The sequence below is a fragment of the Virgibacillus sp. MSJ-26 genome, assembly GCF_018918075.1.
In the GTDB taxonomy this organism is placed as follows: domain Bacteria; phylum Bacillota; class Bacilli; order Bacillales; family Amphibacillaceae; genus MSJ-26.
The window spans coordinates 192809-209388 of the sequence record NZ_JAHLPW010000006.1 but is presented as its reverse complement, the minus strand read 5'-3'; the positions used below and the strand labels follow the sequence as shown (position 1 = coordinate 209388).

The window sequence follows — 16580 nt, the reverse complement described above, 5'->3', positions numbered from 1 at the left end:
TTTGACTTGGCCAATAGAATAACCTCCCAATCGTTATATTTTTATCTTACAATAAAAAAACTGAACTGCGAAGCAAGAGTCGTACGCTCTCTCACTTACACAGTTCAGTTTACACTCCCAAGGAAACTTCATTTTTTCCTTAAGGATTAATTACCACTTTTTTCACCCCGCTGAATATTTCTTTAACTCTAGTGATTGATAGGTAAAACAAACCATTATTTTTGTAACGTTTACTTCTTATGTTTAAATTCTTGTATAAATACATTCAAATTCATGGGTCTTTAGAACTATTTTTAGATTTAATTGTGTACATTTTCGTAATTCCATAGACTTTAGTCGGGATTTAATTTAAACTAACTGTAGAGAAAAATAAAAATGCGTCGGATTATGTCGAGTTAACTGAATTATAGGGACGAAAGAGGGGTAACAATGGACCTATTTGGAAAAACATTTAATACTTTAGAACAATCACTGCAATACTCTAGTGCAAAAAACAAAGTCATATCCACAAATATATCAAACGTCGACACACCAAACTATAAAGCGAAAGACGTTATGTTTAAAAAGACACTGAACGAAGCTCTTCAAAATAAAATGCCAACTAAATTAACTAACGACCGGCATATTTCCTTTAATAGCGATATGAGACTTCCGTATCAGGAATTCACAAAGGGGCATACTTCTTATAATCACAATGGAAATAATGTAGATATTGATAAGGAGATGTCTGAGTTGGCAAAGAATCAAATCTATTATCAAGGTTTAGTCGATCGTATGAATGATAAGTTTAATAACTTACAGACAGTGATTAGAGGAGGAAGGTAAAAATGTCTATCTTCAGTTCGTTTAATTCTAGTGCAAGTGCTTTAACTGCTGAACGATTTCGAATGGATGTTATCTCATCCAATATAGCCAATGCACAGACAACAAGGGCAACAACAAATGAGGCAGGTCAATATGAGCCTTATCGAAGAAAAATGGTACATCTACAACCAAACAGTGGAAACTTCAAATCTTTTCTACATCAAGCAACTAACCAATCAAAACAAAGTGGTGGTGTGAAAGTAAGTGGTGTAGTTGAAGATAGAGAACCTTTCAAACTAGTTTACAATCCGTCACATCCTGATGCAGATGAAAACGGAAATGTACATATGCCAAATGTTGATCCTCTCAAAGAAATGGTCGATTTAATGAGTGCAACACGTTCTTATGAAGCAAATGTAACAGCATTAAATGCTAATAAAACTATGCTAATGAAAGCTTTGGAGATTGGAAAATAGATGGGAGAAAAGTAAATGAACTCATACATAAATGAAGTAACTAGTGCTGTAAATAACGGTATTAAATTATCTTCCCCTGCGAATAAACAGGAGAATAACCAAGGTAAATTCGCAAATGTTTTAGAAAAAGCAATTACAGATGTTAATAAGTCACAAGTTATCTCAAATCAAAAGACAGAAGCATTGGCTTCAGGCCAGATTGATGATTTACATGACGTTATGATCTCAGCTCAAAAGGCGAGTGTCACATTGGAGACATCTGTACAAATTCAGAAAAAAGTAATTGATGCGTATAACGAAATAATGCGAATGCAAGTTTAATAGCTTATACCTTGTAAATATAACTTATAGTTTTTATTAATGTTTTGTAATGTGGCGGGGGATTTTATGAATGAAAAGTATAACTTGATAAAAGATAAAGTAACTCAATTTTGGTCAAAAAGAAATAAAACACAAAAGGGTATATTATTAGGTTCGATTTTAGCGATTGTTTTATTAGCGATTGCGCTTCCTTTTTTATTTAAATCTAATAATCATTATGTTCCTTTATACAATAATTTATCAACCCAAGAAGTCGCACAAATTAAAGAAGAACTTGATACACGTAGTATTCCTTATGAAATAAAAGAAGGTGGTAAATCCATCACCGTACCTGAAGAACAAGTGGACACATTACTTGTGGACTTAGCGGGAGAAGGTATACCGAATAGTGGTAGTATTGATTATTCATTTTTTAGTGAAAATACATCTTGGGGAATAACAGATAATGAGTTTGACATCATGAAATTAGATGCCATGCAAACAGAGTTAGCTAATTTAATGAAAGGCATTGATGGCATAGAAGATGCAAAAGTCATGATTAACATGCCTAAAGATCCGGTTTTTGTTAGTGATGAGAATCAACCGGCAACAGCTTCTATTGTTTTAAATACACAACCAGGCTATCAGCTTGAGGGAAATCAGATTAACTCCTTATATCACTTAGTTTCAAAAGCAGTACCAAATCTTCCACCAGAGAATATTGCAATTATGAATCAATACTTTGAGTATTATGATCAAAGTGGAAGTGACAGTTCTGTTGCTGGAAGTACTTACTCAGATCAACAAACAATCAAGAAGGATATTGAAAAAGATATCCAGAGACGCGCTCAACAATTACTCGGAACGATGATTGGAATGGAAAATGTTGTTGTTTCAGTGACAACTGACATTGATTTCACACAAGAAAACAGAGTTGAAGAAATTGTGGATCCGGTTGATGAAGATAATATGGAAGGTTTACCAGTAAGTATAGAAAGTATACATGAAACGTATAGTGGTAACCCAGAAGTAGGTGGCGTTGCTGGCACTGGAGAAGAAGATATTCCGGGATATGAAGCAGTTGAGACTGATGACGGTGACTACGAACTAGTAAAAGAAACAGTCAATAATGAATTTAATAGAATTAAAAAGGACATAGTAGAAAGTCCTTATAAGATTAGAGATATGGGTATTCAGGTTGCTGTTAATAATGTGACTGAAAGAGATGGGGATGATGTTCAATTCTTGAACCAAAATGATCAAAACGTCGTTGAGCAAGGCATTGAATCTATCCTTAATTCAATTATTAGCACCTCAATAGACAAAGAGTACGGAGAAGTCACTCCAGAAGAAAAAGTGTCAATAGTCTTTCAGGAATTCCCGGATAGTTTCTCTATCCCAGATACAAAAAGTGCAGGTATTCCAACTTGGTTATACGCTGTTGGCGGAGCACTATTAGTACTCATTGTGATTCTAATCATAATGTTACGACGCAAACAACCTCAAGAAGAAGTCTATGAAGAAGAAGAAGAGGAAATAGAAAAAAGTGTAGCTATGCCTCATATTGATGACGAGGAAGAATCGGAATCAACAACACGTAGGAAACAGTTAGAAAAAATGGCTCAAGAAAAGCCAGATGAGTTTGCCAAATTATTAAGAAGCTGGATCGGAGAAGATTAGATTTGGAGGTGTTGACATGGCAAGACAAAAAAGAGGGCTAACAGGAAAACAAAAAGCAGCAATCCTTCTTATCTCTTTAGGACCCGATGTCTCAGCACAAGTTTATAAGCATTTGACCGAGGAAGAAATTGAACAACTAAGCTTAGAAATTTCTTCTGTTAAAAAAGTGGGTTCAGAATTAAAGGAAGACGTCTTAGACCAATTTCATCAGATCGCTTTAGCGCAAGACTACATCTCACAAGGGGGTATAGGCTATGCCAAATCCGTACTTGAAAAAGCATTTGGTGAGCAGGAAGCAAGTAATATTATTAATCGTTTAACTGCTTCATTACAAGTAAGACCATTTGATTTTGCCCGTAAAGCTGATCCACAACAATTGTTAAATTTCATACAAAATGAACATCCACAAACAATCGCACTCGTGCTTTCTTATTTGGATGCTGAACAATCAGGTCAAATATTATCGGAGCTTAATCAAGAAGTTCAAGCCGAAGTTGCTAAAAGAATTGCAACAATGGACTCTACCTCGCCTGAAATCATTAGTCAGGTAGAGCAGGTTTTAGAGCGGAATGTTTCGGCATCTGTTGCGGAAGATTACACGCAAACTGGAGGCATTCAGACAGTTGTAGAGGTTCTTAATGGTGTAGACCGAAGTACTGAACGAACGATTCTAGACACTCTTGAAGTTCAAGACCCTGACTTAGCTGAAGAAATTAAAAAACGGATGTTTGTTTTCGAAGATATTGTCATATTGGACAATCGAGCTATTCAGCGAGTCATTCGAGAAGTCGAAAATGAAGACTTACGCCTATCTTTACGAGTAGCTAGTGATGAAGTTAAAGACGTTATCTTTAAAAATATGTCACAACGAATGGCTGAAACATTTAAAGAAGAAATGGAATATATGGGACCTGTCCGTTTACGTGACGTTGAAGAAGCACAAACAAGAGTTGTTTCGACAATACGCCGCTTAGAAGATATTGGGGAAATTGTGATTGCACGAGGTGGAGGAGATGATATTATTGTCTGATTCCCATCCGAAGCCAGATATAAGTGAGCGACGACGTGTCATTAAGATTAGACCCTTTGAGATAGATACACCAAACCCAGTTAAACAGGACTCTTTACCTTCTAATGAAGAAGTAGAAAAAGCGAATGAAGAATTAGAGTTGATGAACAATGAATTGGAAGCAATACAAAAACAAAAAACTAATTTAATTGAACAGACAAAATCAGAGATAAAGATACTTCAAGAACAATGGCAACAAGAGAAAGCTGAAATCACTAGAAAAGCTGAAGAGGATGGATATAAAACAGGATTTGAAAAGGGGAAGAAAGAAAGCTTAAAAAAATTTGAAGATCTGCTCTCCCAAGCTAATTCAATAATTTCATTAGCCAATGAGGATTATAAGCAATCAATTGAACAAGCTGAAATGGATATTCTTTCCCTATCAGTTCATATCGCAGAAAAAATATTACATACAAAACTACAAAAAGATCCAGAGTCCTTTATGTCACTCGTGTCTAAAGCTATTAATGAAGTCAAAGAACAAACGACTATTTCAATCTATCTACACCCAAGTAATTATAAAACAGTTATTGAACTTAAACCCGAATTGGTTCAGGTTTTAGGAGAACAGGTTGATTTATTAATTTTTATTGACTACGAACTTAAACCTGGTGCTTGTATAATTGAACATCCGCTAGGACAAATTGATGCAAGTGTTGACACACAATTAGCAACTATAAAAAATATCCTGAAAGAATTGAGGATGGAAAATAATGCTAAATCTAGAAAAGATGTTAACAGAAATTGACCAAATTAATACGTACAAACATTTTGGTAAAGTCCAGCGTGTTGTCGGGATAATGATTGAATCGGCAGGACCTGAAGCCAATGTAGGTGAGGTTTGTTATATTCACGCAAAATCAAATGGGAGAAACCCTACCATAGCTGAAGTTGTTGGCTTTAATAATGAAAAAATAATTCTTATGCCATATTCTGAGGTGGCTGAAATAGGGCCTGGTTGTTTAGTGGAAGCTACAGGGCGCCCCCTAAGTATACAGGTAGGAAAAGGACTAATTGGTAATGTCGTTAATTCACTTGGTGAACCTCTTGATGAATCGTCACTACCTTCTGGGTTATCTAACTATGTTACTGAACAAGCACCGCCAAACCCACTTTCAAGACCACCTATTTCCGAACCGATTCAAGTAGGTGTAAAGGCAATTGACACTATGTTGACAGTAGGTAAAGGTCAGCGAATCGGTATCTTTGCGGGATCTGGAGTAGGAAAAAGTACTTTACTCGGCATGATTGCCAGGAATAGTGAAGCAGATATAAATATTATTGCCTTAATCGGTGAGCGTGGTAGGGAAGTAAGAGAGTTTATTGATAACGATCTTGGTCAGGAAGGCTTGAAGAAATCGATTGTTGTGGTTGCAACTTCTGATCAACCAGCATTAATGAGGATTAAGGGTGCTTATACTGCAACTGCAATAAGTGAGTATTTTCGTGATTTAGGGTACAAAGTCAATCTCATGATGGATTCAGTCACTCGATTTGCGATGGCCCAAAGAGAAGTGGGCCTTGCAGCAGGTGAACCACCCACCACAAAAGGTTATACACCGTCTGTTTTTGCAACGTTACCTAAATTATTAGAGAGAACAGGAACGAACGAACGGGGATCCATTACTGCCTTTTATACAGTGCTCGTTGACGGGGATGATATGAATGAACCGATAGCTGACACTGTCAGAGGAATTTTAGACGGTCACTTTGTAATGGAGCGTGAATTAGCTGAACGAGGACAGTACCCAGCAATTAATATACTTAAGTCGATCAGCCGTGTCATGAAGCAAATAGCTTCTTCAAAACATCAAGATGTTGCTCAGCAAATACGTTCACTTATGGCTACATATGAACAAAACCGTGAATTGATACAAATTGGAGCTTATAAACGAGGTACTGACCAAGAAATTGATAAAGCCATTACCTATCAGACAAACATTCAAGATTTTTTAAAACAAGGTGTCCATGACTCTTATACATTTGATGAGTCTATTAAAGAAATGGAAGAGTTATTAAATGGAGGTGGAGCTCAATGAGTACGGTAGCACTGGGCAAAGTATTAACTGTTCGTGAAAGGGAAAAAGTTGATGCCCAGAAGGCATACAATCTATCCATTAAGTCGTTTGAAGATGTTGCAACACGCCTTTACACTTTGCTAAAAAAGAAAGAAGAAGCGGAAGAAACCTATGAAGCGTCATTTCATGAATCGACATCTATCGATATGATAAAACAACAAGTTGAATATATAGAGAACTTAAGTTATAAGATTGCTAGTTTACAAGAACAAGTCCAAAAGGCTAGAAGCGAGATGGAACAACAACATGGCAAGCTCACAGCAGCACATGTGGAAGTGAAAAAGTTTGAAAAAGTCATTGAAACAAGACGTAAAACAGAAGAAGAAGTTGAAAAAAGACGAGAAGAAGCATTTTTAGATGAAATATCAATTCAGCAGTACTTAAGCCAAGTAAAATAGGTGAAACAAATGGCAGATAATAAAAACATTAAAAAAAATAGAATGAATCCACTTATATGGTTTCTTATCGCAATTGTTATACCTGTTGTGTTTGCAATTGCATTGGCATTTATCATCTTTTCGATGGCTGGTATAGATGCAACAGGGTGGATTAAAGATAAAGCATCCAATGTCCCAGTGGTTTCTTCACTTGTCACTACAGAAGAAGATAAAGACCTTCAAAGCAAAAATGAAAAATTGCAACTTACTATTGAAGAAAAAAATTCAGAGGTAGAACAACTTACTGCGAATGTTGATAACTTAGAAGATGTTATCGACCAACTTGAAAAAGAAGTATTGAAATTAAAAAAATCCGCTGATAACGAAGAAACTGATCATGAAGATGAGGGAAATAGTGAGAAAGATTCACTGAAGCAAACATCACAAACATTCAAAGATATGAATCCGGAGCAAGCGGCACATATTATCCAACGTCTAAAAGAAGAATCTGCATTATCGGTCTTAGATAACTTATCTAATAAGGTGCGAGGAAAAATTTTAGAAGAAATGGATCCTGAAAAAGCAGCTGAACTAACTCAATCCTTAATCGATCGTGCTGACCAATAAAATATAAATGTACTTGAAGGGAGGTGAGAATATGGATACAGTTAACTTTTTATTTCAACAGAATAACGTTTCTGTTCCAAATTCCAATCATTCCATGAAGGGAAGTAAGGGCCAAACAAATCGACTGTTTGAAGCTTCCTTAGAAGAGCAACTTGGAAATGGCTCTATGCCTATGAAAGATATATCGCAATCTAACCGGATAGGTACAGAGAATGAGGCCGGCCAGCTCATTAAAATGTTTTTGGGAGGAGTTATTCAACCTTCTGAAACTATGAATACACTTTTAGGTGAAGGCGAAAATTTAGAAGAATTGGAAGAGCAAGCTGAAATGCTTTTATCAGGAATGGATGGCGAAGAAGATATTAAGGAAATTTCCGCTCAGTTACTTCACTTGTTAGAACAGTGGTCTAGTATAGCCAAACCTGAGGATGAGCTCGTTATATCCACCGACGAAACGAATCGGGACTCTATATCAAGTGAGATATTGGTAGAAATGCTAGAGAATATTCAAGCCAGCTTAATTGATGATGATAAGCCATTAGAAAATATTGAAGACCAGTTAGAAAATCTACTTGATTGGTTAAACAATAATCCTATTAATCTATTAGAACAGGCAACTCTATTTCAAAACTTAAAAACACAAGTAGAACACATACTCAAGCAACAAAATTTAAGTGAAAGTAGTATCGACCGATTAACATTCAATATAGAACAGCTGTTAGATAGCTCCTTGAAAAAAGATGGTATTCTTAAACTTCTTAATCCAGAAATATCAGAAGATAAAGCAACGTCAAAAGAAAAAGCCATCTGGCAAGAATTGGTTCAAAACTATCAAAAGCGAAAAGAACTAGCCTCAACATATCGGACAAATGCTAGCGTGGAAACAAGTGATATTTCTAAATGGTTGTCTCATTCAATTAATAAACAGACAACAACCAATCAAAACAACATCACGCAGAGCAGTGGCATTGGCATTGGCTTAACAAGTTTGCCTATGTCACAAATAGAGCAATACGTTATACATGTGAATCAAATGCAATCATCATCTTCAGTTGATCAACAAGTTATTGACCAAATTGAAAAAATAATGGCATCAAGTAAATTTTTATCACAGCCGAATGGTCGAATGCAGTTATCGATGGTGCTACGTCCCGAGAATTTAGGTGAGATGCGAGTTCATTTTACTCAGATGGATGGAGAAATGGTTGTCAAAATAGCAGTTAATTCCGGAGCAACTAAAGATTTGCTTGAAAGGAATTTACATCAATTACGAAATATCTTTTCACCTCATCAAGTTGTTGTAGAAAGGCAGGAAATCAACCTACAGCAATCAGCTGATGTACCAGAAGAACAGAATGACGAATCATTTAATGACCAGGACAATAACGCGCAACAAAATCACGACGATAACCAACATAACGATGACAGCAATGAAGTTGATTTTCGCGAAATACTTATGAATGAGAAAGTGTAGGTGATAACAGTGGACGCAATAGATCCATCACTATATTTAAAAAATCAATCAACATCACGAGCACCAAGTCCTGATTTAGGCAAGGAAGAATTTTTAAAAATATTAATGACTCAATTACAGAACCAAGATCCACTTAGTCCAATGGATGATAAAGAATTTATCTCTCAAATGGCGACATTTTCTTCTCTAGAGCAAATGATGAACATATCAAAATCAGTGGATGCCCTTGTCGAAAGTCAGCTTGTTTCACCAGTAGTCCAGTACAGTCATATGATTGGAAAAGAAGTGTCTTACCAAGCTTTTGATAAAGAAACTGGAGCTAAGTTAGATGTTGAAACAAGTAAAGTAAAAGCTGTCAGCCAGCAAGATGGATGGGCTATTTTAAAACTTGAAAATGGCGAGGAAGTTTATGCTGATGCTATTTTAGAAGTGAATAGCTAAGTGAAAAAGAAGATAAGTTAGAGGTGAAGGAAATGGATCATCGCATTCACCAGCTATCACATAAGCACTTATTACATCTTAACAAAGCAAAACAGCAAACGAAGCAAATTGACGAAGATTTTAAATCCATTTTTGAAAAGGAACAGAAATTAAAGATCAGTAAACACGCCTCAGAAAGATTGCATGAAAGAAATATAAACATCAATGAAGCTGAGTGGGATAAACTGAGTGAGAAAATAGATGAAGCAAAGCAAAAAGGAATCACCGATTCATTAGTTTTAATGAATGATGCAGCATTACTCGTCAGTGCGAAAAATAACACAGTCGTCACAGCTATGAATCTCAACGAAGCACAAGACCGAATTTTCACCAATATTAACGGAACGATTTTAATGGACAAACAATAAGGCTGGACCCTACCGGGAAGCCAATAAGCTGTTGAATGAATGAGACAGCTTGAAAAATGACAATACATTTAAAGGGGATAAAACAATGTTACGTTCAATGTATTCAGGAATTTCAGGAATGAAAAACTTTCAAACAAAATTAGATGTTGTCGGAAATAATATCGCCAACGTCAATACAGCCGGCTTCAAAAAAGGGCGTATAACTTTTCAAGATTTAATGAGTCAGACATCTTCACCGGCACAAGGTTCTGGAAATGGAAGAGGAGGCATCAACGCCGTGCAAGTCGGTACAGGAACTCAAATAGGTTCCATCGATAATGTCCATACACAAGGGAATTTGCAAAATACTGAAAGACCACTAGATTTAATGATTGACGGAGATGGATTTTTTATAGTAGAAATGCCTGATGGTACAAATGCCTACACACGAGCTGGTAATTTCTATCTTGATGATAACGGTGATCTTGTTAATGCAGATGGATATTATGTACAAGGGGATAATGGGAATATAAATATCCCTAATGCCGCAAAAAGTTTTAGTATTCAAAAAGACGGGACTGTTAAATATACTGATGATAAAGGGGAACAAAGAGAAGCAGGTAAAATACAATTGGCTACATTTTCTAATGATGGCGGATTAGAAAAAGCCGGCAACAATTTATGGTTACAGACAGACAGTTCAGGAGACGCAAATACAGAGGGAGACAATACAGCAGACATCATCTCAGGCGCTCTCGAAATGTCTAACGTCGATCTTTCAGAAGAATTCACCGAAATGATCACCGCCCAACGTGGGTTCCAGGCGAACACAAGAATCATTACAACATCTGACGAGATTTTACAAGAACTTGTTAATCTAAAACGATAATAAGGAGGTAGAGATTGGGGTTTAAGTATATTAGTTAATGTAAGAGCGAACCTACTAAAGTGTATTTGAATAAAAAATACTTTTAAAATCAGCGTAGGAAAAATACGTAGACTCCTGTGGGAGAAGAGGCCTAGATGAGACCCCGGAGTGCGTAGCACGAGGAGGCTCATCAGCCGCCCACGGAAAGCGAAGTGTTTTTCCGGAGCGAATAGTACTTATTAGAAATGGATCCTCTTTACTTTTTTACAACAACTTCTCAATCTCGCCAATACCTATGATCAAACTTACCCGTCTGAATGATGAAAAGTTAACATTGAATGCACTTATGATTGAACAGATTCAATCCCTACCAGATACTACGATTACACTTCTTAATGGAAAAAAGCTCGTAGTTAAAGAGAAGGAAAGTGATGTTACCCAACTCATTACAAACTATTACCAAAAGATAGGGATTCAAAAAGCTTTAAATGAGGCTGGTGAAGATAGTGAGTAAGCTTATAAAAACAATGCTCATTTCTTTAATAAGTATCGTCGTGATTAGTGGAATTACCGTTGTTATTGTTCTGAACTTACCAGGAAAGAACGATAAAACGGAGGCACAGACCATTGACGATATAGTTGAATATTCCTACGAAACGCCGGATATAACAACAGACTTAAAAGATGGCAGTTTTGTAAGAATACAGTTTCAAATTACTACTGATGGGAAGAAAGCTAAAGAAGAGATATCTAAGCGAGATTTCCAAATTAAAAACGCATTAATTAAAGAAATGGCAAAAATGGATGAAGAGGACTTTAAAGAAGGACTCGATGATTTAGAAGATGCATTAAAAGATAGATTAAATGAAGTGATGACAGAAGGAAAAATTACAGACGTTTATACGATAAGTAAAGTTCTTCAATAAATGATAATGCTCCTTACTGTCTTTAATAAATAGGTATACTCCTACCTGGAGGTGATTTTTTGGTTGAAGAGATTTTATCTCAAAATGAAATAGATGCCCTTTTATCTGCTATCACATCTGGAGAGATGGATGCTGAAGAATTGAAGAAAGAAGAGGAAGAAAAGCGTATCAGAGTCTATGACTTTAAACGTGCTTTACGATTCTCTAAAGACCAGATTAGGAGTATCGGTAGAATCCATGAAAATTATGCAAGATTACTAACGACGTTCTTTTCATCACATTTACGGTCTTATGTTGATATATCAGTCGCTTCAGTTGATCAAATACCATACGAAGAGTTTATCCGGTCAGTACCGGAAGTGACCGTTTTAAATGTATATAGTGTGTCACCTCTTGAAGGCAATATCATTATGGAGGTTAACCCAAATATAGCATATGGTTTGCTTGACCGTATCCTTGGTGGTAAGGGTGATACGATAGATAAAATTGATGGTTTTACGGAGATTGAAACAATTTTACTAACTCAATTATTCGAAAAGGCGATTACTAACTTGGAAGAAGCCTGGTCATCAATTATTGAAATAGATGCTGTTCTGGAAGACTTTGAAGTCAATCCACAGTTCTTACAAATGGTAGCTCCAAACGAAACAGTCGTTGTTGTCACTTTAAACACAACAATAGGGGAATCAGGTGGCATGATCAATATTTGTATACCACATATTGTTTTAGAACCTATTATTCCTAAGCTATCGTTTCACTATCAAATGCAAACAGTGAAAAACAAACGAGATCCTGAAGCATATGAGAACATTTCTAAAAGTCTAGAACAGGCTATCGTTGAAACGAAAGCGATCCTTGGTGAAACTACAATAGATATTCAAGAGTTTTTAAATTTACAAACAGAAGACGTCATTAAGTTAAATCAAAATATTGGTGAGCCCTTATTATTAAAAATTAATGACGAGAATAAATATCTTGCTCAACCCGGAAAGTATAGGAATAAGAATTCTGTGCAAATTTTAGGGGATTACAAAGAAGGGAATGAACAGAATGACTGATGGAATGCTCTCCCAAGATGAGATCGATGCACTTTTGAATGTGAGTATCGATGAAGAGGACGAAGAAAACAGCTCTAAACACAATAGTCAACTCCTATCAGATATTGAAGTAGATACGTTAGGAGAAATCGGGAATATTTCTATAGGCAGTTCTGCTACAACTCTTTCCACTTTATTAAATCAAAAAGTGGAGATAACTACACCAGAAGTGTCTATTATAACGCATGAAGAGTTAAATGAAGATTATACGTTTGATCAAGTGAACATTCAAGTGAATTATATGGAAGGTTTTTCAGGTCAAAATATTTTTGTCATGAAGTCATCAGATGCTGCCATTATTTCTGATATTATGCTTGGCGGTGATGGAACGTCTCCTGAGGAAGAATTAAATGAGATTCATCTCAGTGCTGTTCAGGAAGCAATGAATCAAATGATGGGGGCTGCAGCCACTAGTATGTCTACAGTTTTTGAAAAGCGCGTAGATATATCTCCGCCGTCGATTGAATTAAAAAAGAGCGATGAGGATATTGAAACTGATGAGTTAACAGTTGAACAATCTATCGTTAAGGTTTCATTTCAATTGAAAATTGGCACACTTATCGATTCATACATAATGCAATTAATGCCGATAAACTTTGCTAAAGAACTTGTTAATCAATTGTTAAATGGATCTGATGAAGAAGCAGCTACCATTGAAAAAGCGGTGGTAGAAAATATGAGTAACCAAACCAAATCAACTCACATACATTCGCATGAAAATAGGGTGGAAGATGAGTCATCACAGGCTTTCTATTCAAAGAAAGAACCTCAATTCATTGGTGACCCGATCAATAAGAAAGACGTCCATGTGGAACATGCTGATTTCTCTAATTTTAAACCAAATACATTAAATCAGAATGAACAACGAAATTTAGATATGTTATTAGATATACCTTTAAAAGTAACCGTTGAACTAGGTAGAACCAATCGAACCATTAAAGATATATTAGAGCTATCTGCTGGATCTATCGTAGAGCTAGATAAATTAGCAGGGGAACCAGTTGATATTCTCGTTAATCAGAAACTTATTGCAAAAGGTGAAGTCGTCGTTATCGATGAAAACTTCGGAGTAAGATTGACCGACATTATTAGCCAGTCTGATAGATTAATGCAATTAAAATAAGAGAATGAATTATAAACAATTATAAGTTATGGGGGAATTTCGAATGGCAAAACGTATATTGATTGTAGATGATGCAGCATTTATGAGAATGATGATAAAAGATATTTTAATCAAAAATAATTTTGAAGTTGTTGGAGAGGCGCAAGACGGTGCAGAAGCGGTGGAGAAATATAAAGAATTAACACCAGATCTTGTCACCATGGATATTACAATGCCTGAAAAGGATGGTATCACTGCCTTAAAAGAAATTAAAGATATTAATCCAGAAGCTCGTATCGTCATGTGTAGTGCGATGGGGCAGCAAGCAATGGTCATTGATGCCATTCAGGCTGGTGCTAAAGATTTCATTGTTAAGCCATTTCAATCTGATCGTGTGATTGAAGCAATTGAAAAGTCTCTAAAATAGGAAACGAGTGGTAGTTGTGTTAAAAAAACTAAGTTGCTGTATAATGATTCTTTTTTTACTCTTAGGAAGCTTTAATACCCAGGCAGAGGCTAAGGCATCAAATGTAAAAGATTGCATTGAAAACAAGGAAGATTGTTCAGAACCAGGCGAGAATAAAACTGATGATAATATAACAGAAGACGGTACAGACTCGGCTAAGATAGGGAATCAATCCTTGGTTTTTGATTTAATTAAAATGGCATTAGCACTTTTGTTAGTGCTTGCACTTATTTATTTTTTATTGAAGTTTTTAAACAAACGCAATAATTTATCTCAGCAAAAATCGTTGCAAAACTTAGGTGGAATTTCTGTTGGTCCAAGTAAATCCGTTCAGATTATTAGGGTCGGTAAGAAGTTATATCTTATTGGAGTTGGAGAAAACGTAGATATGTTAAAAGAGATTACGGATGAATCATTAATAGAGGAACTGTTAGATCAGTCGGTTGAAAAGAATGACTTTCAGTTTGGTACTATACTCTCCAAATTTTCTAAGGTAACACAAAAGGATGACGAAAATTCTACCCAACCTACGGATCAGCCATTTAAAGAAATGTTTTCAAATGAGTTAGCTAGTTTAAAAGAAAAGCGTAGCGATCTTATTAAGCAGCACAAACAAAGGAAAGATAAAAATGAGTGATGTTGTAGATATGTTTTCAGGCTCTGATCCGTCAACTGTAGCAACATCTGTAAAGTTGTTACTCTTATTAACGGTACTGTCGTTAGCTCCAAGTATTTTAATATTAATGACTAGTTTCACTAGAATAATTATTGTTCTATCATTTGTGAGAACATCACTTGCGACTCAACAAATGCCACCAAATCAGGTGTTAATCGGATTAGCACTCTTTTTAACGTTTTTTATTATGGCACCTACATTTGGTAATGTCTATGATCAATCTTTAAAACCGCTATTCGATGAAGAAATAACATTAGATGAAGCATATGAAGAGGCAAGTGTCCCACTTAAGGATTTCATGGCAGAGCATACAAGGCAAAAAGATCTTGCACTATTTATGAATTATGCAAACTTGGACAGGCCAGAATCAGTGGCAGATATACCCATAACTACATTAGTGCCAGCTTTTGCGATTAGCGAACTTAAGACAGCCTTTCAAATGGGCTTTATGATTTTTGTCCCGTTTTTAGTTATTGATATGGCTGTTGCCAGTGTTTTGATGTCGATGGGAATGATGATGCTGCCTCCTGTTATGATTTCCCTACCATTTAAAATACTTTTATTTGTTTTGGTAGATGGTTGGTATCTAATTACCCAATCGTTATTGAGTGGTTTTTGATTATTTGTTTGTTTAAACCAAATATATAGGTCGAAGTGGTAAAAAGAAAGGGTGTTAAAGCTTGACAAGTGAATTCGTATTATCATTGGCAGAAAGAGGAATCTACACTATTTTGCTTGTGGCAGGCCCTTTATTAATTCTTGCACTTGTTGTAGGACTTTTAGTAAGTATTTTTCAAGCAACAACCCAGATACAAGAACAGACATTGGCATTTATTCCTAAGATTGTAGCAGTTTTAATCGGATTGGTATTTTTTGGTCCATGGATGCTGTCAAAAATGGTTGAATTTGCGACGGATTTATTTCAAAACTTAAATCAGTTTGTAGGTTAAACAATGTTAGAAATAATTAATTTAAATATATTACCTGTATTTTTCCTTATATTTGTTCGTATAGCTGCTTTCTTTGTGACGTCACCACTGTTTTCTTATCGTACTATTCCGATGCCGTTTAAAATTGGTTTTAGCTTTTTTCTCGCGCTAGTCATGACGAGTGCTATTGGAACGGTTGATATAGATGTTGATGATATGTATGTTTTATTACTTATGAAAGAAATCTTTGTAGGACTTTTTATTGGGTTAATTGCTTATATTATTCTAGCAGCGGTACAAGTTGCTGGCGGATTTATAGATTTTCAAATGGGATTTGCCATTGCAAATGTTGTTGATCCACAGACCGGGGCACAAAGTCCTTTAATTGGTCAATATTTTTATATCATTGCATTGTTATTTCTATTATCGGTTGATGGACATCATTTGTTAATAGATGGCATTTATTTTAGTTATGAATTTATTCCGCTTGATAGTTGGGCCCATTTTCAAAATGACTCACTTGCCGATTTTATCATAGAAACATTTAATTATATGTTCATCATTGCATTTCAAATGTCTATTCCGATTGTCGGCTGTTTATTCTTAGTTGATGTTGCTCTTGGAATTATTGCTCGTACTGTACCACAGTTAAATGTGTTTGTAGTTGGTTTACCTATTAAAATCTTTGTGAGTTTTGTTGTTCTATTGGTTTTTCTTAGTCTTTATATGACACTTGCTAAAAGTTTATTTTCGACGATGTTCAATACGATGCATCGTTTAATGGAGTTGTTAGGGGGAGCTTAG

22 protein-coding genes are annotated in these 16580 nt (G+C 35.7%); all 22 read left to right on the top strand.

Annotated elements, in window-relative coordinates; all coding sequences use genetic code 11:
* Positions 1-429 precede the first annotated feature (429 nt).
* On the top strand, positions 430-825 hold the full coding sequence (flgB, locus tag KQI49_RS08050) for a flagellar basal body rod protein FlgB (RefSeq protein ID WP_216487858.1): 396 nt from the start codon (positions 430-432) through the stop codon (positions 823-825).
* 2 nt (positions 826-827) lie between these two features.
* Complete coding sequence (gene flgC / locus KQI49_RS08045; protein ID WP_216487857.1) at positions 828-1280, top strand: flagellar basal body rod protein FlgC; 453 nt, start codon at positions 828-830, stop codon at positions 1278-1280.
* Between the two features lie 15 nt (positions 1281-1295).
* The gene (gene fliE / locus KQI49_RS08040) at positions 1296-1601 is read left to right on the top strand and encodes a flagellar hook-basal body complex protein FliE (RefSeq protein ID WP_216487856.1); all 306 of its coding nucleotides are present in this window, start codon (positions 1296-1298) and stop codon (positions 1599-1601) included.
* A gap of 66 nt (positions 1602-1667) precedes the next feature.
* Complete coding sequence (gene fliF, locus KQI49_RS08035) at positions 1668-3260, top strand: flagellar basal-body MS-ring/collar protein FliF (RefSeq protein WP_216487855.1); 1593 nt, start codon at positions 1668-1670, stop codon at positions 3258-3260.
* A gap of 16 nt (positions 3261-3276) precedes the next feature.
* Complete coding sequence (gene fliG, locus KQI49_RS08030) at positions 3277-4290, top strand: flagellar motor switch protein FliG (RefSeq protein WP_216487854.1); 1014 nt, start codon at positions 3277-3279, stop codon at positions 4288-4290.
* Entirely contained in the window at positions 4283-5077 is a 795-nt protein-coding gene (fliH, locus tag KQI49_RS08025) for a flagellar assembly protein FliH (protein WP_216487853.1), read from the top strand. Before fliG ends, fliH begins: the two co-directional genes overlap by 8 nt.
* Positions 5043-6368, top strand: a complete 1326-nt coding sequence (gene fliI, locus KQI49_RS08020) for a flagellar protein export ATPase FliI (RefSeq protein WP_216487852.1) — start codon at positions 5043-5045, stop codon at positions 6366-6368. Before fliH ends, fliI begins: the two co-directional genes overlap by 35 nt.
* Complete coding sequence (fliJ, locus tag KQI49_RS08015) at positions 6365-6805, top strand: flagellar export protein FliJ (protein WP_216487851.1); 441 nt, start codon at positions 6365-6367, stop codon at positions 6803-6805. Before fliI ends, fliJ begins: the two co-directional genes overlap by 4 nt.
* A 9-nt stretch (positions 6806-6814) precedes the next feature.
* Positions 6815-7411, top strand: coding sequence for a MotE family protein (locus KQI49_RS08010; protein ID WP_216487850.1), 597 nt, complete (start codon positions 6815-6817; stop codon positions 7409-7411).
* A 31-nt stretch (positions 7412-7442) separates the two neighbouring features.
* Positions 7443-8885, top strand: a complete 1443-nt coding sequence (locus KQI49_RS08005) for a flagellar hook-length control protein FliK (protein ID WP_216487849.1) — start codon at positions 7443-7445, stop codon at positions 8883-8885.
* 9 nt (positions 8886-8894) lie between these two features.
* Entirely contained in the window at positions 8895-9326 is a 432-nt protein-coding gene (flgD, locus tag KQI49_RS08000; RefSeq protein WP_216487848.1) for a flagellar hook assembly protein FlgD, read from the top strand.
* 32 nt (positions 9327-9358) lie between these two features.
* Complete coding sequence (locus KQI49_RS07995; RefSeq protein ID WP_216487847.1) at positions 9359-9733, top strand: TIGR02530 family flagellar biosynthesis protein; 375 nt, start codon at positions 9359-9361, stop codon at positions 9731-9733.
* Between the two features lie 85 nt (positions 9734-9818).
* Complete coding sequence (gene flgG, locus KQI49_RS07990; RefSeq protein ID WP_216487846.1) at positions 9819-10601, top strand: flagellar basal body rod protein FlgG; 783 nt, start codon at positions 9819-9821, stop codon at positions 10599-10601.
* 274 nt (positions 10602-10875) lie between these two features.
* Positions 10876-11094, top strand: coding sequence for a flagellar FlbD family protein (locus KQI49_RS07985; protein ID WP_216487845.1), 219 nt, complete (start codon positions 10876-10878; stop codon positions 11092-11094).
* Positions 11087-11506: a flagellar basal body-associated protein FliL gene (gene fliL, locus KQI49_RS07980; RefSeq protein WP_216487844.1), complete on the top strand. Its 420-nt coding sequence runs from the start codon at positions 11087-11089 to the stop codon at positions 11504-11506. The genes KQI49_RS07985 and fliL overlap by 8 nt, the downstream gene beginning before the upstream one ends.
* Positions 11507-11565: 59 nt before the next feature.
* Positions 11566-12564, top strand: coding sequence for a flagellar motor switch protein FliM (gene fliM, locus KQI49_RS07975; RefSeq protein ID WP_216487843.1), 999 nt, complete (start codon positions 11566-11568; stop codon positions 12562-12564).
* On the top strand, positions 12557-13726 hold the full coding sequence (fliY, locus tag KQI49_RS07970; protein ID WP_216487867.1) for a flagellar motor switch phosphatase FliY: 1170 nt from the start codon (positions 12557-12559) through the stop codon (positions 13724-13726). The genes fliM and fliY overlap by 8 nt, the downstream gene beginning before the upstream one ends.
* A 43-nt stretch (positions 13727-13769) precedes the next feature.
* Complete coding sequence (locus KQI49_RS07965) at positions 13770-14132, top strand: response regulator (protein WP_216487842.1); 363 nt, start codon at positions 13770-13772, stop codon at positions 14130-14132.
* A gap of 16 nt (positions 14133-14148) precedes the next feature.
* Positions 14149-14808 (top strand): flagellar biosynthetic protein FliO, encoded by a 660-nt coding sequence (locus KQI49_RS07960; RefSeq protein WP_216487841.1) that lies wholly within the window; start codon positions 14149-14151, stop codon positions 14806-14808.
* Positions 14801-15466, top strand: coding sequence for a flagellar type III secretion system pore protein FliP (fliP, locus tag KQI49_RS07955; protein WP_216487840.1), 666 nt, complete (start codon positions 14801-14803; stop codon positions 15464-15466). Before KQI49_RS07960 ends, fliP begins: the two co-directional genes overlap by 8 nt.
* 61 nt (positions 15467-15527) lie before the next feature.
* Positions 15528-15797: a flagellar biosynthesis protein FliQ gene (gene fliQ / locus KQI49_RS07950; protein ID WP_216487839.1), complete on the top strand. Its 270-nt coding sequence runs from the start codon at positions 15528-15530 to the stop codon at positions 15795-15797.
* A gap of 3 nt (positions 15798-15800) precedes the next feature.
* Positions 15801-16580 carry a flagellar biosynthetic protein FliR gene (gene fliR / locus KQI49_RS07945; RefSeq protein ID WP_216487838.1) on the top strand — a complete coding sequence of 260 codons (780 nt, stop codon included), beginning with the start codon at positions 15801-15803 and terminating at the stop codon, positions 16578-16580.